Annotated in this window: 17 protein-coding genes; 11 read left to right on the top strand and 6 right to left on the bottom strand. The window is 70.0% G+C overall.

From position 1 onward, the window contains the following. Nucleotides 1–6 precede the first annotated feature (6 nt). From ruvB to AQI94_RS36065, 6 genes are all read left to right on the top strand, one after another. Complete coding sequence (ruvB, locus tag AQI94_RS36040; RefSeq protein ID WP_031043160.1) at nt 7–1,077, top strand: Holliday junction branch migration DNA helicase RuvB; 1,071 nt, start codon at nt 7–9, stop codon at nt 1,075–1,077. A gap of 173 nt (nt 1,078–1,250) precedes the next feature. Beyond that, nucleotides 1,251–1,760, top strand: a complete 510-nt coding sequence (gene yajC / locus AQI94_RS36045; RefSeq protein WP_031043162.1) for a preprotein translocase subunit YajC — start codon at nt 1,251–1,253, stop codon at nt 1,758–1,760. A gap of 131 nt (nt 1,761–1,891) precedes the next feature. Continuing rightward, nucleotides 1,892–3,649, top strand: coding sequence for a protein translocase subunit SecD (gene secD, locus AQI94_RS36050; protein ID WP_031043163.1), 1,758 nt, complete (start codon nt 1,892–1,894; stop codon nt 3,647–3,649). A 2-nt stretch (nt 3,650–3,651) separates the two neighbouring features. Further along, nucleotides 3,652–4,764 (top strand): protein translocase subunit SecF, encoded by a 1,113-nt coding sequence (gene secF / locus AQI94_RS36055; RefSeq protein ID WP_031043165.1) that lies wholly within the window; start codon nt 3,652–3,654, stop codon nt 4,762–4,764. Next, on the top strand, nt 4,761–5,300 hold the full coding sequence (locus AQI94_RS36060) for an adenine phosphoribosyltransferase (protein WP_031043168.1): 540 nt from the start codon (nt 4,761–4,763) through the stop codon (nt 5,298–5,300). Before secF ends, AQI94_RS36060 begins: the two co-directional genes overlap by 4 nt. Before the next feature lie 257 nt (nt 5,301–5,557). Next, complete coding sequence (locus tag AQI94_RS36065) at nt 5,558–8,092, top strand: RelA/SpoT family protein (protein WP_062230132.1); 2,535 nt, start codon at nt 5,558–5,560, stop codon at nt 8,090–8,092. Between the two features lie 53 nt (nt 8,093–8,145). On the opposite strand, the gene AQI94_RS36070 is transcribed toward AQI94_RS36065, so the two are convergent. Further along, nucleotides 8,146–9,375: a DUF349 domain-containing protein gene (locus AQI94_RS36070; protein WP_031048341.1), complete on the bottom strand. Its 1,230-nt coding sequence runs from the start codon at nt 9,373–9,375 to the stop codon at nt 8,146–8,148. Nucleotides 9,376–9,510: 135 nt separating this feature from the next. Continuing rightward, the gene (locus AQI94_RS36075; protein WP_031048339.1) at nt 9,511–10,329 is read right to left on the bottom strand and encodes a peptidylprolyl isomerase; all 819 of its coding nucleotides are present in this window, start codon (nt 10,327–10,329) and stop codon (nt 9,511–9,513) included. A 180-nt stretch (nt 10,330–10,509) separates the two neighbouring features. Between AQI94_RS36075 and AQI94_RS36080 the strand changes: the two genes are divergently transcribed. Together AQI94_RS36080 and hisS are read left to right on the top strand one after the other, a co-directional pair. Further along, nucleotides 10,510–11,223: an MBL fold metallo-hydrolase gene (locus tag AQI94_RS36080; RefSeq protein ID WP_031048337.1), complete on the top strand. Its 714-nt coding sequence runs from the start codon at nt 10,510–10,512 to the stop codon at nt 11,221–11,223. A gap of 11 nt (nt 11,224–11,234) precedes the next feature. Beyond that, nucleotides 11,235–12,497 carry a histidine--tRNA ligase gene (gene hisS / locus AQI94_RS36085; protein WP_031048336.1) on the top strand — a complete coding sequence of 421 codons (1,263 nt, stop codon included), beginning with the start codon at nt 11,235–11,237 and terminating at the stop codon, nt 12,495–12,497. Between the two features lie 29 nt (nt 12,498–12,526). On the opposite strand, the gene AQI94_RS36090 is transcribed toward hisS, so the two are convergent. From AQI94_RS36090 to AQI94_RS36105, 4 genes are read right to left on the bottom strand one after another with little or no spacing between them, the layout of a single operon-like run. Next, nucleotides 12,527–13,150, bottom strand: a complete 624-nt coding sequence (locus AQI94_RS36090; protein ID WP_031048334.1) for a response regulator — start codon at nt 13,148–13,150, stop codon at nt 12,527–12,529. Further along, nucleotides 13,147–14,346, bottom strand: coding sequence for a sensor histidine kinase (locus AQI94_RS36095; protein WP_031048332.1), 1,200 nt, complete (start codon nt 14,344–14,346; stop codon nt 13,147–13,149). The genes AQI94_RS36090 and AQI94_RS36095 overlap by 4 nt, the downstream gene beginning before the upstream one ends. Next, a complete protein-coding gene (locus tag AQI94_RS36100; protein ID WP_031048328.1) occupies nt 14,343–15,176 on the bottom strand; it encodes an ABC transporter permease in 834 nt (277 codons plus the stop codon). The genes AQI94_RS36095 and AQI94_RS36100 overlap by 4 nt, the downstream gene beginning before the upstream one ends. Next, nucleotides 15,173–16,039: an ABC transporter ATP-binding protein gene (locus tag AQI94_RS36105; RefSeq protein ID WP_031048325.1), complete on the bottom strand. Its 867-nt coding sequence runs from the start codon at nt 16,037–16,039 to the stop codon at nt 15,173–15,175. Before AQI94_RS36105 ends, AQI94_RS36100 begins: the two co-directional genes overlap by 4 nt. A 145-nt stretch (nt 16,040–16,184) precedes the next feature. Here AQI94_RS36105 and AQI94_RS36110 point away from each other — a divergent pair, with 145 nt between their 5' ends. The 3 genes from AQI94_RS36110 (at nt 16,185) to rpsD (ending at nt 19,154) form a co-directional block, all read left to right on the top strand. Next, nucleotides 16,185–16,847, top strand: coding sequence for a vitamin K epoxide reductase family protein (locus AQI94_RS36110; protein ID WP_031048321.1), 663 nt, complete (start codon nt 16,185–16,187; stop codon nt 16,845–16,847). 41 nt (nt 16,848–16,888) lie between these two features. Continuing rightward, nucleotides 16,889–18,244 carry a replication-associated recombination protein A gene (locus tag AQI94_RS36115; RefSeq protein WP_031048317.1) on the top strand — a complete coding sequence of 452 codons (1,356 nt, stop codon included), beginning with the start codon at nt 16,889–16,891 and terminating at the stop codon, nt 18,242–18,244. 295 nt (nt 18,245–18,539) lie between these two features. After that, on the top strand, nt 18,540–19,154 hold the full coding sequence (gene rpsD, locus AQI94_RS36120) for a 30S ribosomal protein S4 (RefSeq protein ID WP_007380699.1): 615 nt from the start codon (nt 18,540–18,542) through the stop codon (nt 19,152–19,154). Nucleotides 19,155–19,163 lie beyond the last annotated feature (9 nt).

A 19,163-nucleotide genomic window follows, 5' to 3' on the forward strand; every position in this document is an offset into this window, starting at 1 on the left:
ACGTCAGTGAACTGGGACGACACCACCGACGAAACCGCCGCCGAGCGGCTCGTCGGTGCGTCCGCCGACCGTGAGGACCAGGCTGTCGAGGCCGCCCTGCGCCCCAAGGACCTGGACGAGTTCATCGGCCAGGAGAAGGTCCGCGAACAGCTCGACCTGGTCCTGCGGGCCGCACGCGCGCGCGGCGCCACGGCCGACCACGTGCTGCTCTCCGGTGCCCCCGGCCTCGGCAAGACCACCCTGTCTATGATCATCGCGGCCGAGATGGGCGCCCCCATCCGCATCACCTCCGGCCCCGCCATCCAGCACGCCGGCGACCTCGCCGCGATCCTCTCCTCCCTCCAGGAGGGCGAGGTCCTCTTCCTCGACGAGATCCACCGCATGTCGCGGCCCGCCGAGGAGATGCTCTACATGGCGATGGAGGACTTCCGCGTCGACGTGATCGTCGGCAAGGGCCCCGGCGCCACCGCCATCCCGCTGGAACTGCCCCCGTTCACCCTGGTCGGCGCCACCACGCGCGCAGGCCTGCTGCCGCCCCCGCTGCGCGACCGCTTCGGCTTCACCGCCCACATGGAGTTCTACGAGCCCGCCGAGCTGGAGCGCGTCATCCACCGCTCGGCCAACCTCCTCGACGTCGAGATCGGCTCCGAGGGCGCCGCCGAGATCGCGGGCCGTTCCCGCGGCACGCCCCGCATCGCCAACCGTCTGCTGCGCCGGGTCCGCGACTACGCCCAGGTCAAGGCCGACGGGATCATCACCCGCGACATCGCCGCTGCCGCGCTCAAGGTCTACGAGGTCGACGCCCGCGGCCTCGACCGCCTCGACCGCGGAGTCCTGGAGGCGCTGCTCAAGCTCTTCGGCGGCGGCCCGGTCGGCCTGTCCACCCTCGCGGTCGCGGTGGGGGAGGAGCGCGAGACCGTCGAGGAGGTGGCCGAGCCGTTCCTCGTCAGGGAAGGTCTGCTCGCCCGCACCCCGCGCGGACGGGTCGCCACTCCCGCCGCATGGGCGCATCTCGGCCTCACCCCGCCCCGCTCGGCGTCCACGGGAAACGGACAACAGGACCTGTTCGGGACGTGATGCCTTTGTGACGGCGAAGCATTGGCCGGGTCCGGAACCCAGGTGCGATGCTGAGCGTTGTTCCATGCGCGCGGACTCGCTTAGACTCCGCCGATGCCGCCTTTGTCGGCGGCATGCATACCCCCAACCATCAGGCCGCTCACTTCGCGGTCGCGTGAAGGAAGTACCGACCCGTGAGTCTCGTGACCCTCCTCCCGTTCATCGTGCTCATCGGGGCCATGTTCCTGATGACCCGCTCGGCCAAGAAGAAGCAGCAGCAGGCCGCGAGCATGCGGAACGACATGCAGCCCGGCAGCGGCGTCCGCACCATCGGGGGCATGTACGCCACGGTCAAGGAGGTCAACGAGGACACGGTCCTCCTCGACGCCGCTCCCGGCGTCGATCTTCTCTTCGCGAAGAACGCCATCGGTGCCGTCCTGACCGACGACGAGTACAACCGCATCGTGCACGGCATCGAGCACGACCTGAAGTCCGAATCCGACGTCGTCCCGGACGACGCCTCCTCCCTCACCGAGACCGACGAGTCCGCCGACGAAGCTGCCGCCGCCTCCGACGAGAAGTCCGTCGATCTCGGTAAGAAGGACACGGCCGAGGAGCCCGCGGACGACGCGCCCGCCGAGGCCGCCGAGGCGAAGTCGGACGACGAGCCGAAGAAGACCGACGGCGACTCCGACGCGAAGTAGTCGCACTCCGGGGTGCGCGCCGCCAGCTCGGCGCGCCCCGGACCTGCGCGGCTCGCACGGGATCCCGACACCAGTCATGGCCGCCCGCCCGCCGACCGGCGCGAGAGCGGCCCGAGAGGGAGTACGAGAAGGTGGCAGCACCTAAAAGGGGCCGGAGCGCGAGTGCCCAGAGCAAGCCGGGGCGCACGCTGGCCCTGATCCTGATCGCCATCGTGGCGCTCACCGGTGGAATGTTCCTCTCCGGACACACCACCCCGCGCCTCGGCATCGACCTTGCCGGAGGCACCAGCATCACGCTGGAGGCCAAGGCCGACCAAGGGTCCGCGATCAACAAGGCCAACATGGACACCGCGGTCGAGATCATGAACCGTCGTGTCAACGGCCTGGGCGTCTCCGAGGCGGAGGTGCAGACCCAGGGTGACCGCAACATCATCGTGAACATCCCCAAGGGCACCAACTCCAAGGAGGCCCGCGCCCAGGTCGGCACCACCGCCAAGCTGTACTTCCGTCCGGTCCTGGCCCAGGACGCCACCGGCAGCGCCGCGGCCTCGCCGAGCCCCTCCGCCAGCGGCTCCTCGACCGCCTCGCCGAGCCCCTCCGCGAGCAAGTCCGGCTCCACGGGCGAGAAGGCGACCTCGTCGTCCTCCCCGTCGGCCTCCGCCACCTCGCAGGGCCGCGCCGTCACCGACGCGCTGAAGGCCGACTCCACCCCGTCGGCGTCCGCGAGCGCTTCGAGCTCCGCCTCCCCGTCGGCCCCCGCGAGCACCGCTCCGTCCGCCGCCGAGGCCAAGCTCCAGGCCCAGTACACCGCCCTGGACTGCTCCAAGAAGGAGCAGCGCACCACCGCGGGCAAGGGCGCCAAGCCCGGCGACACCACGGTGGGCTGCGGCGAGAGCTCCGGCGTCTGGTACAAGTACCTGCTCGGCCCGGCCGCCGTCGACGGCACCGAGGTCAAGAAGGCCCAGGCGGTCTTCGACACGCAGACCGCCGCCGGCTGGCAGGTCACGATGACCTTCAACGGCAAGGGTTCCAAGAAGTTCGCGGACATCACGGGCCAGCTCGCGAAGAACACCCAGCCGCAGAACGAGTTCGGCATCGTCCTCGACGGCGAGGTCGTCTCCAGCCCCTACGTCAGCTCCTCGATCACCGGCGGCAGCGCCCAGATCTCCGGCAGCTTCACGCAGGACGAGGCGCAGAACCTCGCCAACATGCTGTCGTACGGCGCCCTCCCGCTCTCCTTCAAGGAGCAGAGCGTGACCACGGTGACCGCGGCGCTCGGCGGTGACCAGCTGCACGCCGGTCTGCTCGCCGGTGCCATCGGCCTCCTGCTGGTCGTGATCTACCTGGTGGCCTACTACCGGGGTCTGTCGCTCGTCGCGATGGCCTCGCTGCTGGTCTCCGGCATCCTCACCTACGTGCTCATGGCGCTGCTCGGCCCGGCCATCGGCTTCGCGCTGAACCTGCCGGCCGTGTGCGGTGCCATCGTCGCCATCGGTATCACCGCGGACTCGTTCATCGTCTACTTCGAACGCATAAGGGACGAGATCCGCGAGGGCCGCTCGCTGCGCCCCGCCGTCGAGCGGGCCTGGCCGCGTGCCCGGCGCACCATCCTGGTCTCCGACTTCGTGTCGTTCCTCGCCGCCGCGGTGCTGTTCATCGTGACGGTCGGCAAGGTCCAGGGCTTCGCGTTCACGCTCGGTCTGACCACCGTGCTCGACGTGGTCGTGGTCTTCTTCTTCACCAAGCCGCTGATGACGCTGCTGGCCCGCCGGAAGTTCTTCGCGAGCGGCAGCAAGTGGTCCGGTCTCGACCCGAAGAGCCTGGGTGCCAAGCCGCCGCTGCGCCGCACCCGCCGTCCTTCCGCCCCCGCCCACACGAAGGAGGCGTGAGCATGTCGAAGCTCGGCAACCTCGGCGCCCGACTGCACCGTGGCGAGATCAGCTACGACTTCATCGGCCACCGCAAGCTCTGGTACAGCATCTCGATCCTGATCACCATCACGGCGATCGTGGGCCTCGCGGTACGCGGCCTCAACATGGGCATCGACTTCCAGGGCGGCGCGGTCTTCACCACCGAGAAGACCAGCGTCTCGGTCTCCCAGGCCGAGGACTACGCGAAGGAAGCCTCCGGCCACGACGCCGTCGTGCAGAAGCTCGGCAACGGCACGCTGCGCATCCAGATCGCCGGCATGGACACCCAGCAGTCCGACCAGATCAAGACGGACCTGGCCAAGGACTTCAAGGTCGACCCGGAGACCATCGCCGCCGACCTGGTCGGACCGAGCTGGGGCGACCAGATCGCCAACAAGGCCTGGCAGGGTCTGGCGATCTTCATGGTCCTCGTCGTGATCTACCTGGCGATCGCCTTCGAGTGGCGCATGGCCATCGCGGCCCTCGTCGCCCTGATCCACGACATCACCATCACGGTCGGCATCTACGCCCTCGTCGGCTTCGAGGTCACGCCGGGCACGGTGATCGGTCTGCTGACCATCCTCGGTTACTCGCTCTACGACACGGTGGTCGTCTTCGACTCCCTCAAGGAGCAGACGAAGGACATCACCAAGCAGAACCGCTGGACCTACAGCGACATCGCCAACCGGTCGATCAACGGCACCCTGGTCCGCTCGATCAACACCACGGTGGTCGCGCTGCTTCCGGTGGCGGGCCTGCTGTTCATCGGTGGCGGCTTCCTCGGCGCGGGCACGCTCAACGACATCTCGCTGTCGCTGTTCGTCGGTCTCGCCGCCGGTGCGTACTCCTCGATCTTCATCGCCACGCCGCTCGTCGCCGACCTCAAGGAGCGCGAGCCGGCGATGAAGGCCCTCAAGAAGCGGGTCCTGGCCAAGCGCTCGCAGGCCACTGCCGAGGAGGAGCTCGCCGAGGTCCGGGGCGACTTCGAGGACGACGGTGAGCCGGAGGACTCCACGCACGCGGTGGTCGGTCCGCGCACCCAGCCCGCCTCCCGCGGCCGTGGCCGCGGCCGTCCCTCGGGCAAGCGCCGATGACCGGCATCGAGGAGCTGCTGCTCAGCCGGATCCGCGATGTGGCCGACTACCCGGAGCCGGGGGTGATGTTCAAGGACATCACCCCGCTCCTGGCGGACCCGGCGGCGTTCACGGCGCTCACCGACGCGCTGGCCGCGGTCGCCGCGAGCACCGGTGCCACGAAGGTCGTCGGTCTGGAGGCCCGGGGCTTCATCCTCGGCGCCCCGGTCGCCGTCCGCGCGGGACTCGGCTTCATCCCCGTGCGCAAGGCGGGCAAGCTCCCCGGGGCGACCCTCAGCCAGGCCTACGACCTGGAGTACGGCTCGGCGGAGATCGAGGTGCACGCGGAGGACCTGTCCGCCGACGACCGCATCCTGATCGTCGACGACGTGCTGGCCACAGGCGGTACCGCCGAGGCGTCCATCGAGCTGATCCGCCGCGCGGGCGCCGAGGTGGCGGGCCTCGCGGTGCTGATGGAGCTGGGCTTCCTGAGCGGCCGTGCCCGTCTGGAGCCCGCCCTCCGAGGTGCTCCCCTGGAAGCACTGCTCGTGGTCTGACCCTGCCGACGCAGTACGAGAACGGCCGTCCCGGTACCTCCCGGGGCGGCCGTTCCGCGCTCACCGGGGCGCGGGAACCGTGCGGCCGGCCACCACGGCGGGTGCGCCGCACGCTCCGGAATGCCGACGGCCGCCCCTCGCGTTGCAGAGGTTGACGTCCCTCACATCGGCCTGAAGGCGATGCCGGGGCGCAGGATCGCTACCATGGGTTCTCCGGAGCCTGACCGGGGGACCCGGATCGCGCACGAGGAGTCCTCTTGCCAGACGAGGCCCAGCCACTGACCGCCGCCAAGCCCGAGCCCGCCTCGGCGCCCGCGGCGAAGCCCGCGCCGGACGCGAAGACCGCGACGAACGACGCCCGCGGGCCGGTCGAGCACGCCCAGTCCGCGCCCGTCGACAAGCCCGCCGAGTCGGTACGGCCCAAGCCGGTCCCGGCCGAGAGCCCCGCGCAGTCGGCCCCCGCGCCCCGCCCGAACGCCGGCCAGCCCGCCCGTACCGGCTCCTCCAACCGCGTCCGCGCCCGCCTCGCCCGTCTCGGTGTCCAGCGCTCCAACCCGTACAACCCGGTCCTGGAGCCCCTGCTGCGGATAGTGCGCAGCAACGACCCGAAGATCGAGACGGCGACGCTGCGCAAGATCGAGCAGGCCTACCAGGTCGCCGAGCGCTGGCACCGGGGCCAGAAGCGCAAGAGCGGCGACCCGTACATCACGCACCCGCTCGCCGTCACCACCATCCTGGCCGAGCTCGGCATGGACCCGGCCACGCTGATGGCCGGCCTGCTGCACGACACGGTCGAGGACACCGAGTACGGCCTGGACCAGCTCCGCCGCGACTTCGGCGACTCGGTCGCGCTGCTCGTCGACGGCGTCACCAAGCTGGACAAGGTCAAGTTCGGCGAGGCCGCGCAGGCCGAGACCGTGCGCAAGATGGTCGTCGCCATGGCCAAGGACCCGCGCGTCCTGGTCATCAAGCTCGCCGACCGCCTGCACAACATGCGCACCATGCGCTACCTCAAGCGCGAGAAGCAGGAGAAGAAGGCGCGCGAGACGCTGGAGATCTACGCTCCGCTCGCCCACCGCCTCGGCATGAACACCATCAAGTGGGAGCTGGAGGACCTCGCCTTCGCGATCCTCTACCCCAAGATGTACGACGAGATCGTACGGCTGGTGGCCGAGCGGGCGCCCAAGCGTGACGAGTACCTGGCCATAGTGACCGACGAGGTGCAGTCCGACCTGCGCGCGGCCCGGATCAAGGCCACCGTCACCGGACGGCCGAAGCACTACTACAGCGTCTACCAGAAGATGATCGTCCGCGGCCGCGACTTCGCGGAGATCTACGACCTGGTCGGCATCCGCGTCCTCGTCGACACCGTCCGCGACTGCTACGCCGCCCTCGGCACCGTGCACGCGCGATGGAACCCGGTCCCCGGCCGGTTCAAGGACTACATCGCGATGCCCAAGTTCAACATGTACCAGTCGCTGCACACGACGGTCATCGGGCCCAACGGCAAGCCGGTCGAGCTGCAGATCCGCACCTTCGACATGCACCGCCGCGCCGAGTACGGCATCGCCGCGCACTGGAAGTACAAGCAGGAGGCCGTCGCCGGCACCTCCAAGGTCCGCTCGGACCAGCCGAGGACCACCGGCAAGGACGACCACCTCAACGACATGGCGTGGCTGCGCCAGCTCCTCGACTGGCAGAAGGAGACCGAGGACCCCGGCGAGTTCCTGGAGTCCCTGCGCTTCGACCTCTCGCGCAACGAGGTCTTCGTCTTCACCCCCAAGGGCGATGTCATAGCGCTGCCGGCCGGTGCCACCCCGGTGGACTTCTCCTACGCGGTGCACACCGAGGTGGGCCACCGCACCATAGGAGCCCGCGTCAACGGCCGCCTCGTACCGCTGGAGTCGACCCTGGACAACGGCGACCTCGTCGAGGTCTTCACGTCCAAGGCGCCCGGGGCCGGACCGTCCCGGGACTGGCTGAACTTCGTGAAGTCGCCGCGGGCCCGCAACAAGATCCGTGCCTGGTTCTCCAAGGAGCGCCGCGACGAGGCGATCGAGCAGGGCAAGGACTCCATCGTCCGCGCGATGCGCAAGCAGAACCTGCCGATCCAGCGCATCCTCACCGGTGACTCCCTGGTCACGCTCGCGCACGAGATGCGGTACTCCGACATCTCCGCCCTGTACGCGGCGATCGGTGAGGGGCATGTCTCCGCGCAGAACATCGTGCAGAAGCTCGTCTCCGCCCTCGGCGGCGAGGAGGCGGCCACCGAGGAGATCGACGAGGCGGTTCCGCCGAGCCGCAGCCGCCGCAAGCGGCGTTCCAACGCCGACCCGGGCGTCATCGTCAAGGGCGTCGAGGACGTGTGGGTCAAGCTGGCCCGCTGTTGCACCCCCGTGCCCGGCGACCCGATCATCGGCTTCGTCACCCGGGGTAGTGGCGTATCGGTTCACCGCAGCGACTGCGTCAACGTGGAGTCACTGTCCCGGGAGCCCGAGCGGATCCTCGAGGTCGAGTGGGCGCCCACACAGTCCTCGGTCTTCCTGGTCGCCATCCAGGTCGAGGCCCTGGACCGCTCCCGGCTCCTCTCCGACGTCACCCGTGTCCTGTCCGACCAGCACGTCAACATCCTCTCCGCGGCCGTGCAGACCTCCCGCGACCGCGTCGCCACCTCCCGCTTCACCTTCGAGATGGGCGACCCGAAGCACCTCGGTCACGTCCTGAAGGCGGTCAGGGGAGTCGAGGGCGTGTACGACGTGTACCGCGTGACCTCGGCGCGGAACCGGACGTAGACGCACGGAAGGGCCCCGGGAAACCGGGGCCCTTCCGCAGGTACGGCTTTCGGTCAGCCGCCGAACTCCTCAAGACCCTTGAGCGCCTGGTCCAGGAGTGCCTGGCGGCCCTCCAGCTCACGCTCCAGCTTGTCGGCCCTGGCGTTGTTGCCCTGGGCGCGGGCCTGGTCGATCTGGCCCCGGAGCTTGTCCACGGCGGCCTGGAGCTGGCCGGTCAGACCCGCGGCACGCGCGCGTGCCTCCGGGTTGGTCCGGCGCCACTCGGTCTCCTCGGCCTCCTGGAGGGCGCGCTCGACCGCGTGCATCCGGCCCTCGACCTTCGGCCGGGCGTCCCGCGGGACGTGGCCGATGGCCTCCCAGCGCTCGTTGATCGTGCGGAAGGCGGCGCGGGCGCTCTTCAGGTCGCCGATCGGCAGGAGCTTCTCGGCCTCCTCGGCCAGCTCCTCCTTCAGCTTGAGGTTCTCGGTCTGCTCGGCGTCCCGCTCGGCGAAGACCGAGCTGCGGGCCGCGAAGAACACGTCCTGGGCGCCGCGGAAGCGGTTCCACAGGTCGTCCTCGTGCTCGCGCTGGGCGCGGCCGGCGGCCTTCCACTCGGCCATCAGCTCGCGGTAGCGCGCGGCCGTCGGACCCCAGTCCGTCGAGCCGGACAGTGCCTCGGCCTCGCCGACCAGCCGCTCCTTGGTCCTGCGGGCCTCCTCGCGCTGCGCGTCCAGCGAGGCGAAGTGGGCCTTGCGTCGCTTGGAGAAGGCCGAGCGGGCGTGCGAGAAGCGGTGCCACAGCTCGTCGTCGGACTTGCGGTCCAGGCGCGGCAGCCCCTTCCAGGTGTCCACCAGCGCCCGCAGCCGCTCACCGGCGGCCCGCCACTGGTCGGACTGGGCCAGCTCCTCCGCCTCGACGACCAGCGCCTCCTTGGCGTGCCGGGCCTCGTCGGACTGCTTGGCGCGCTGCTGCTTGCGCTCCTCGCGACGCTTGTCGACGGTCTCCACGAGCTTGTCCAGCCGCACCTTGAGCGCTTCCAGGTCGCCGACCGCGTGATGCGCGTCGACCTGCTCGCGGATGTGGTCGATGGCCGCAGTAGCGTCCTTCGCCGACAGGTCGGTGGTCTTGACTCGCTTCTCGAGGAGGCCGATCTCGACAACCAGGCCCTCGTACTTGCGCTCGAAGTAGGCCAGGGCTTCCTCGGGGGTGCCGGCCTGCCAGGAACCGACGACCTGCTCGCCGTCGGCCGTACGCACGTACACGGTCCCCGTCTCGTCGACGCGGCCCCACGGGTCGCTGCTCACAGCGCCTCCTCCACATGATGCCTGCGGGAGGCTTCCCCGCCCCCGGGCATCGTCCACAGTTTCGTCACGGCCAACATAGGCGACCGGCGGGTTGCCTGTCCGCATCCCGCGCGACCGAAATTTCGCACTTGACGGTCAGGATTCGGTGACGGTCGCCTTGTTGATCACGACGGTCGCGTTCGGTGCGCCGTCGCCCGCTCCGGTGCTCTCACCGGCCGCGGCGATCTTCTTCAGCACCTTCATACCGGATTCCGAGATGGTGCCGAACGGGGTGTAGCTCGGCGGCAGCTGGCTGTCCTGGTAGACGAGGAAGAACTGGCTGCCGCCGGTGTGCGCCTGACCGGTGTTCGCCATGGCCACGGTGCCCGCCGGGTAGACGTTGGACTTGAGGCTCTTGTCCTTCAGGTTCTCGTCCGGGATGGTGTAGCCCGGTCCGCCGCTGCCGGAGCCCGTCGGGTCGCCGCACTGCAGGACGTAGATGCCGTTGGTGGTGAGCCGGTGGCACTTGGTGTGGTCGAAGAAGCCCTTGTTCGCGAGGAAGTCGAACGAGTTCACGGTGTGCGGGGCCGCCGACGCCTTCAGCGCGATGTCGATCTTGCCGCAGGTGGTGGCGAGGTCCAGGGTGTACTTCGCCGACTTGTCGATGGACATCGCCGGCTCCTTCTTCCAGGTCGCCGTCTTGACCTTGCCCGCGGCGGCCTTCTCGCACGGGTCCGGCGCCTTGCTGGTCGCCTGCGCGCTCGGGGTCGCCTCCGCGCTCGCGTTGGCCTTGTCGTCGTCCTTCATGACTCCGGACGTGTAGAGCGCCAGGCTGCCCACCAGGATCACGCCGAGCACCGACGCGATCACAGAGTTGCGTACACGGGCCTTGCGGCGCGCGGCCGTGCGCCGCTGCTGCTGCCGCAAGAACTTCTCCCGCGCGAGCTGCCGCTTCCGCTGTTCCTGGGTGACCACGGGGTTCTCTCCTCATGCGTCTCGTCCGCCGACCGGCACGCATGCGTCCTATGAACCGACCGCCTGCGTGTGCCCCGTACCGTATATGGGTTCGCTGAGGAATCGGCAGCGCCGGTAGGCTCTGACCACTGGGGCAGCCGCCCGGAAGACCGCCCGTACCGACACAAAACGAGGACGATCGTGCTCATTGCCGGGTTCCCCGCCGGGGCCTGGGGGACGAACTGTTATCTCGTCGCCCCCGCCGCCGGTGAGGAGTGCGTGATCATCGACCCCGGCCACCAGGCCGCCGAAGGCGTCGAGGAAGCGCTGAAGAAGCATCGGCTCAAGCCCGTCGCCGTCGTCCTCACCCATGGCCACATCGACCACGTGGCCTCGGTGGTCCCGGTCTGCGGAGCGCACGGAGTACCGGCGTGGATCCACCCCGAGGACCGCTACATGATGAAGGACCCGTCGATGGGTCTCGGGCGTTCCGTCGGGATGCCGCTCATGGGCGAGATCACCGTGGGAGAGCCGGACGACGTCAAGGAGCTGACCGACGGCGTGAAGCTGGAGCTGGCGGGCCTGGAACTGTCCGTCGCGCACGCGCCCGGCCATACCAAGGGGTCGGTGACCTTCCGGATGCCCGAGACCGCGGAGATCCCCTCCGTGTTCTTCTCCGGGGATCTGCTGTTCGCCGGCTCCATCGGACGCACCGACCTGCCCGGCGGTGACATGGCCGAGATGCTCGACTCGCTGGCGCGCGTGTGCCTGCCGCTCGACGACTCGACCGTGGTGCTGTCCGGCCACGGCCCCCAGACGACCATCGGCCAGGAGCGTGCCACCAACCCGTATCTGCGGGACGTGGCCGCCGGCCAGGGAGAGGGTTCGCACACCCCTCCCCGACGAGGAATGTGACGAGAGACTTCGTGAGCACCTTTCAGGCCCCCAAGGGCACGTACGACCTGATCCCGCCGGACAGCGCCAAGTTCCTGGCCGTCCGCGAGGCGATCGCCGCTCCGCTGCGCACCTCCGGCTACGGCTACATCGAGACGCCCGGCTTCGAGAGCGTCGAGCTGTTCGCGCGCGGGGTCGGTGAGTCCACCGACATCGTGACCAAGGAGATGTACGCCTTCGAGACCAAGGGCGGCGACAAGCTCGCCCTGCGTCCCGAGGGCACCGCCTCCGTACTGCGGGCGGCGCTGGAGGCGAACCTGCACAAGGCGGGCAACCTCCCGGTCAAGCTCTGGTACTCCGGCTCGTACTACCGCTACGAGCGCCCCCAGAAGGGCCGTTACCGCCACTTCTCGCAGGTCGGCGCCGAGGCGATCGGCGCGGAGGACCCGGCGCTGGACGCCGAGCTGATCATCCTGGCCGACCAGGCGTACCGCTCGCTCGGCCTCAGGAACTTCCGCATCCTGCTCAACAGCCTGGGCGACAAGGAGTGCCGGCCGGTGTACCGGGAGGCACTGCAGACCTTCCTGCGGGGTCTCGACCTCGACGAGGAGACCCTGCGCCGCGCGGACATCAACCCGCTCCGCGTCCTCGACGACAAGCGCCCGGACGTCCAGAAGCAGCTGGCCGACGCGCCCCTGCTGCGCGACTACCTCTGCGACGCCTGCAAGGCGTACCACGAGGAGGTCCGTGAGCTGATCACCGCGGCGGGCGTGGCCTTCGAGGACGACCCGAAGCTGGTGCGCGGCCTCGACTACTACACCCGTACGACCTTCGAGTTCGTCCACGACGGTCTGGGCTCCCAGTCCGCGGTGGGCGGCGGCGGCCGCTACGACGGGCTGTCGGAGATGATCGGCGGCCCCGCGCTGCCGTCCGTCGGCTGGGCGCTCGGCGTCGACCGCACGGTCCTCGCCCTGGAGGCGGAGGGCGTCGAGCTCGAACTCCCCTCCACCACCAGCGTGTTCGCGGTGCCGCTGGGGGAGGAGGCCCGCCGGATCCTGTTCGGCAAGGTCATCGAGCTCCGCAAGCTGGGCATCGCGACGGACTTCTCCTACGGCGCCAAGGGCCTCAAGGGCGCCATGAAGAACGCCAACCGCAGCGGCGCCCGCTACACCGTCGTCGCCGGCGAACGCGACCTCGCCGAGGGCGTCGTACAGCTCAAGGACATGGAGTCCGGGGAGCAGTCGGCGGTCGGGGTCAACGAGATCGTGGCGGAGCTGGAGTCACGACTGGGCTGAGCGCGACGGAGTGAGGGGGCGAGTCCCCCTCACTCCAGCAGCCCGAACCGCATGGCGCTCGTCACCGCCGCCGTCCGGTCGTCCACGCCCAACTTGGCGAAGACACGCAGGAGATGGGTCTTCACCGTCGACTCGCCGATGAACAGCCTGCGTCCGATCTCCGCGTTGGTGCAGCCCTCCGCCACCAGGCGCAGCACCGCCGTCTCGCGCTCCGAGAGCCGGGGCCGGGCCGGCCTGGTGCGCAGCTGGTCGACCAGGCGGGCGGCGACCGAGGGCGCCAGGACCGTCTCGCCGCGCGCGGCGGCCCGTACCGACTCCGCCAGTTCGGCGCGGGGCAGGTCCTTGAGGAGATAGCCGGCCGCCCCCGCCTCCACGGCCCGCAGGATGTCCCGGTCCGTCTCGTACGTCGTCAGGACGATCACCCGGCAGGGCAGCCCCGCCTCCGTCATCCGCACGATCGACTCCACGCCCGAGCCGCCCGGCATCCGCAGGTCCATCAGCACGATGTCGGGCCGGAGCTGCGCGGCCAGCGCCTCCGCCTGCGGCCCGCTGGACGCGTCGGCGACCACTTCCAGGTCCGGCTCCGCGGTCAGCATGGCCCGCAGGCCCTCCCGTACGACGGGATGGTCGTCGGCCAGGATGATCCGGATCATGGACGGCTCCTCGGGGGCGGTACGGGCAGGCGGACGGTGACCGTGGTGCCGTCGCCGGGGGAGCTGTGCACCCGGACCGTCCCGCCGGCCTCGGCGGCGCGGGCGCGGAGCCCCGCCAGACCGTAGCCGTCACGGGCGGCCCCCGGGTCGAAGCCGTGACCGTCGTCCCGCACGAAGAGGGTGAGGCTGTCGTCGGCGTAGTCGAGACCGATCCCCACGGTGGCCGAACGTCCCGCGTGCTTGCGGCAGTTGGTGAGCGCCTCCTGGCACGAGCGCAGGGCGACGACCTCGGAACCCGCGGGCAGCGGACGGATCCGCCCGGTCACGTCGAGCTTCGCGGCATGCCGGGCCGCCAGCCGGAACAGGGCGTCCGGCAGCGAGGAACCCTCCAGGTCGGCGGGGGTGCCGTCGGCGACCAGGGCCCGTGCCTCGGCGAGGTTCAGCCGGGCCGTCTCGTCCATCAGGGCCAGATGGCGGCGGGCCTGCGGCACGTCGTGGTCGAGCTCGGCCTCGACGGCCTGGATCAGCATCAGCAGGCTGGTGAAGCCCTGCGCGAGGGTGTCGTGGATCTCCCGGGCCATGCGCTCGCGCTCGGTCAGCGCCCCCTGCACCGCCGACAGCCGCGCGACCTCGTGCCGGCTCGTGTCCAACTCGGCGATCAGGGCCGCCCGTTCCTGGCTCTGCTCGATGATCCGGATGACATAGCTGCCCACGGCCACCGAGAAGACCAGGGTGACGAGGGCGAACAGCCCGTTGAAGAAGACGTCCTGGTCGCTCGGCCACCACAGCAGCGCCCAGCCCACCACGGGAGCGAGACTGATCACGGCGACGGCGGTCAGCGCCCACCGCATCCGCAGCGTCATGAAGCACTGGGGGACGAGGGCGAAGGTCATCAGCCGGGTCTCGCCCACCAGGATCGCCGAGGGCAGGAACAGCGCCATCATCGTGCCGATGTAGAGGAGCGTCTCGCGTGCGTCGGGCGGATCCTGCCGCAGCAGCGGCCGCCCGACCCGTACGAAGAGCGGGACCAGCGGCACCAGCAGCGCCGCCGCGGTCGCCCGGACCGGCCACCCGGGCTGTCCCGTGCCCAGCACGAACACCAGGGTCGCCAGCCAGATCAACGCGAAGTAGGTGTCCCAGAGCCGGAAGGAGCGCTCCCAGGAGTACGCGCCCCCGGCGTCCGCCGGACCGCTCATCCCTCGCGCCGGTTCTTCCACCGGAAGGTCAGCAGACACAGCAGCAATCCTCCGACGCACCACGCCCCCAGCACCAGGGCGGTGCGCCCGAACTCCCAGCCGCCGGCCTGCTCCAGAACCTGCGCGGAGTCCGGCAGGAACACCCCGCGCAGCCCCTGGCACATCCACTTCAGCGGGAACAGCGCACCGATGTTCAGCATCCAGTCGGGGATCGTGTCGATCGCGATGTACACCCCGGAGATGAACTGGAGGACCAGGAAGGGCAGGACGACCACCGAACTCGCGCTCTTGCTGGACCCCGGCACCGAACTGACCGCGATGCCGAGCAGCGCGCACGCCGTGAGGCCGAGCACGAAGATCCAGGCGAAGGCGCACCACCTGCCGGCGTCCGAGGGCAGGGCGACGTCGTAGAGCGTGGTGCCGACGAGCAGCAGGATCGCCGTCTCCAGGACGCCGGTGACCAGAACCAGCCAGATCTTGCCGAGGAAGTACGCCGCCGGCGGCATCGGCGTCCCGCGCAGCCGGCGCAGCACCTTCTCGTCCCGCTCCACGGCGATCGAGACGCCGAGCGACTGGAAGCTCGTCGACATGATGCCGGCGGCCATCATCGCCGGTACGTACAGCTGCGAGGCCTTGATGCCCGCCCCCTCCACGTCGTCGTTGAAGATCGACGCGAACAGGAACAGGAAGACCACCGGGAAGGCGAAGGTGAACACCACCTGGTCGCGCTGGCGGAAGAACTGCCGGATCTCCAGGGCGCCCCGCCGCAGCCCCAGTCCCCAGACACCGGGCAGCCTTTCGGTACGGGGCCGTACGGCGGTCGCGGTCATCGCGCGTCCTCCTGTCCGGTGAGCCGGAGGTAGACGTCCTCCAGCGTGGGGCGGCTGACCTGGAGCCCCGGGATCTCGCCGTCGAAGCGGCGCATCAGCTCGGCGACCGTCCTGGTCGGGGTGTCCGTGGCCACCGCGCGCGGGGCACCGTCCGGCTCGTTCCACTCGACGGTCGCACCGGAGCCGTACCGCTCCCGCAGGGCGGCCGGCTCGCCCTCGGCGACGACCCTGCCCCGGGAGACCACGGCCAGCCGGTCGGCGAGCGCCTCGGCCTCCTCCAGGTAGTGCGTGGTGAGCAGGATCGTCGTGCCCTCGACGGAGAGCTTGCGGATCAGGTCCCAGAACTGGCGCCGGGCCGCCGGGTCGAAACCGGTCGTCGGCTCGTCCAGGAGCAGCAGCTCGGGGTCGCCGATCACACCGAGCGCCACGTCGAGGCGCCGGCGCTGACCGCCCGACAGGGCCTTGATCCGGCTGCCCGCCTTGCCCTCCAGGCCCACCAGCCCGATGACCTCCTCGGGGTCCCGTGGCCGCGGGTAGTAGCGGGCGAAATGCCGGACGGTCTCCGCGACCGTCAACTCGGCGGGCGCGGATTCGTCCTGCCAGACGATTCCCACACGGGATCGCCACGCGCGCGTGGCGTGCGCCGGGTCGGCGCCGAGCACGGACACCTCGCCCGCGTCCCGGTCCCGGTTGCCCTGGAGGATCTCCACCGTGCTGCTCTTGCCCGCGCCATTGGGTCCGAGCAGGCCGAACACCTCGCCCGTGCGGATGCCGAGATCGATCCCGTCGACCGCGGTCACCTCGCCGTACCGCTTGCGCAGCCCTCGAACGTGCACCGCGAGTTCGTTCGCGTGTGTGGTCATGCCCCTGAGCCTCGGCCGGAACCGAACGCTCGGGGACGACCGTGCGTACTTCCTTATGTCCACCGAACGGTGGACAAGCCGCCGTGTGCGGCACAATGGCCCCTGCCCGAAGAAGGTCCAACTCTCAAGCAGACGGATCGGCGTGATGAGCAAGACCACAGTGAAAGACGTCTCCACGGATCCTGAGCCCTCGTCGGCGCGCCCCGACGCCGCGCCCCGGACGGTGGGCAGCAGCCGTGCCTTCGCGCTGCTGATGGTGATCACCGGTGCCGCCGGACTGCTCGCCGCGTGGGTCATCACGATCGACAAGTTCAAGATCCTTGAGGGCAAGGTCAGCGGCAAGACGTTCACGCCGAGCTGCTCCCTCAACCCGATCGTCTCCTGCGGCAGCGTGATGGAGAGCAAGCAGGCCGCCGCCTTCGGGTTCCCCAACCCGATGCTCGGCCTCGTCTGCTACGGCATCGTCATCTGCGTCGGCGTGAGCCTGCTCACCCGCGCCCGCTTCCCGCGCTGGTACTGGCTCACCTTCAACTTCGGCACCCTGTTCGGGGTGGCCTTCGTGACCTGGCTCCAGTTCCAGTCGCTGTACCGCATCAACGCCCTGTGCCTGTGGTGCTCGCTGGCCTGGGTCGCGACGATCACGATGTTCTGGTACCTGACCTCGTTCAACATCCGCAACGACCTGCTGCCGTCCCCGGGCTGGCTCAAGCGGTTCCTCGCCGAGTTCACCTGGGTCCTGCCGGTCACACACTGCGGCATCATCGCGATGATGATCCTGACCCGCTGGGGCGACAAGCTCTGGGCCTGAGCCTTGGGGCGTTGTCAGTGGCGTGACATAGGGTTTTGAGCGTGGAGCCCGATCTGTTCACCGCCGCGGCGGAAGAGCGCCAGGAGAAGGACCCGGCCGGCAGTCCCCTGGCGGTCCGGATGCGCCCCCGCACCCTCGACGAGGTCGTGGGCCAGCAGCATTTGCTCAAGCCGGGCTCGCCGCTGCGCCGGCTGGTCGGCGAGGGCAGCGGCGGTCCCGCCGGTCCCTCCTCGGTGATCCTCTGGGGCCCGCCCGGCACCGGCAAGACGACCCTGGCGTACGTCGTCTCCAAGGCGACGAACAAGCGTTTCGTGGAGCTCTCCGCGATCACCGCCGGCGTCAAGGAGGTCCGCGCGGTCATCGAGGGCGCCCGCCGCGCCACCGGCGGCTTCGGCAAGGAGACCGTCCTCTTCCTCGACGAGATCCACCGCTTCAGCAAGGCCCAGCAGGACTCCCTGCTGCCCGCGGTCGAGAACCGCTGGGTGACCCTGATCGCGGCCACCACCGAGAACCCGTACTTCTCGGTGATCTCGCCCCTGCTGTCCCGGTCGCTCCTGCTGACCCTCGAACCCCTCACCGACGACGACCTCCGAGGGCTTCTGAAGCGGGCGCTGAGCGACGAGCGCGGCCTGAAGGACGCCGTCGCCCTCCCCGAGGACACCGAGGACCACCTCCTGCGGATCGCCGGCGGCGACGCCCGCCGCGCCCTGACCGCCCTGGAAGCGGCCGCCGGGGCCGCGCTCGACAAGGGCGAGCCGGAGATCTCCCTCACCACGCTGGAGGAGACGGTCGACCGCGCGGCCGTGAAGTACGACCGCGACGGGGACCAGCACTACGACGTGGCCAGCGCCCTCATCAAGTCCATCAGGGGCTCCGACGTGGACGCGGCCCTGCACTACCTGGCCCGCATGATCGAGGCCGGCGAGGACCCCCGCTTCATCGCCCGCCGCCTGATGATCTCCGCCAGCGAGGACATCGGCCTCGCGGACCCGACCGCCCTGCCCACCGCCGTCGCCGCCGCCCAGGCCGTGGCGATGATCGGCTTCCCCGAGGCCGCGCTGACGCTGAGCCACGCCACCATCGCCCTCGCCCTGGCCCCGAAGTCCAACGCCGCGACCATGGCGATCGGCGCCGCCATGGAGGACGTGCGCAAGGGACTGGCCGGGCCGGTGCCCCCGCATCTGCGGGACGGCCACTACAAGGGCGCCGCCAAGCTCGGGCACGCGCAGGGGTACGTCTACCCGCACGACCTGCCCGAGGGGATCGCCGAGCAGCAGTACGCCCCGGACGCCATCAAGGACCGCGAGTACTACGAACCCACCCGGCACGGCGCCGAGGCCCGGTACGCGGACGCGGTGGAGTGGACCCGCAGGCACCTCGGTCGCAAGCGGTCCTGAGCACCCTGTAGAATCCCTCGAAGTGCTGTGTCCCGTGCAGTCAGAACGGGACGGTCAGCCGGAACCCCAGTGGGTTCCAGGAGCGTCGCGCACCGTTCGAATGGTGTCGCGGGCAGCCCACCACCACCCGTCGCATGACGGGAAAGGTCGGTGGGCCACTCGCGTGCTGCACGTATGTGCCCAGACCAGGGGAGCGGCTGCCCACCAGGTCCTTCGCGGACCCGGCGGGTTTCCCCGGCTGCGGATTGCGACCTCCCATAACCCTGACGAGCCGAACACCGAGAAATGAGAGATTGTGGCGAACCAGCCCCGCCCCAAGGTCAAGAAGTCGCGTGCCCTCGGCATCGCGCTGACCCCGAAGGCCGTCAAGTACTTCGAGGCCCGTCCCTACCCCCCGGGTGAGCACGGCCGTGGCCGCAAGCAGAACTCGGACTACAAGGTCCGTCTGCTCGAGAAGCAGCGTCTGCGCGCGCAGTACGACGTGTCCGAGCGTCAGCTCGTCCGCGCCTACGAGCGTGCCGCCAAGACCCAGGGCAAGACCGGTGAGGCCCTGGTCATCGAGCTCGAGCGTCGTCTCGACGCCCTGGTCCTGCGTTCGGGCATCGCCCGCACGATCTACCAGGCCCGCCAGATGGTCGTCCACGGCCACATCGAGGTCAACGGCCAGAAGGTCGACAAGCCGTCCTTCCGCGTCCGTCCCGACGACGTCGTGATGGTCCGCGAGCGCAGCCGCGAGAAGACCCTCTTCTCGATCGCCCGTGAGGGCGGCTTCGCCCCGGAGGGCGAGACCCCGCGCTACCTCCAGGTGAACCTCAAGGCCCTGGCGTTCCGCCTGGACCGTGAGCCGAACCGCAAGGAGATCCCGGTGATCTGCGACGAGCAGCTCGTCGTCGAGTACTACGCCCGCTGATCACCCGCA

It is taken from the genome of Streptomyces pseudovenezuelae, assembly GCF_001513955.1.
GTDB lineage: Bacteria > Actinomycetota > Actinomycetes > Streptomycetales > Streptomycetaceae > Streptomyces > Streptomyces pseudovenezuelae.

Excerpts from the sequence above, each read along its gene's own strand:
- secF (WP_031043165.1), top strand. The coding sequence starts at position 3,652 with ATGTCGAAGCTCGGCAACCTCGGCGCCCGACTGCACCGTGGCGAGATC.
- AQI94_RS36060 (WP_031043168.1), top strand. The coding sequence starts at position 4,761 with ATGACCGGCATCGAGGAGCTGCTGCTCAGCCGGATCCGCGATGTGGCC.
- AQI94_RS36090 (WP_031048334.1), bottom strand. The coding sequence starts at position 13,150 with ATGATCCGGATCATCCTGGCCGACGACCATCCCGTCGTACGGGAGGGC.
- AQI94_RS36095 (WP_031048332.1), bottom strand. The coding sequence starts at position 14,346 with ATGAGCGGTCCGGCGGACGCCGGGGGCGCGTACTCCTGGGAGCGCTCC.
- AQI94_RS36100 (WP_031048328.1), bottom strand. The coding sequence starts at position 15,176 with ATGACCGCGACCGCCGTACGGCCCCGTACCGAAAGGCTGCCCGGTGTC.
- AQI94_RS36105 (WP_031048325.1), bottom strand. The coding sequence starts at position 16,039 with ATGACCACACACGCGAACGAACTCGCGGTGCACGTTCGAGGGCTGCGC.
- AQI94_RS36110 (WP_031048321.1), top strand. The coding sequence starts at position 16,185 with ATGAGCAAGACCACAGTGAAAGACGTCTCCACGGATCCTGAGCCCTCG.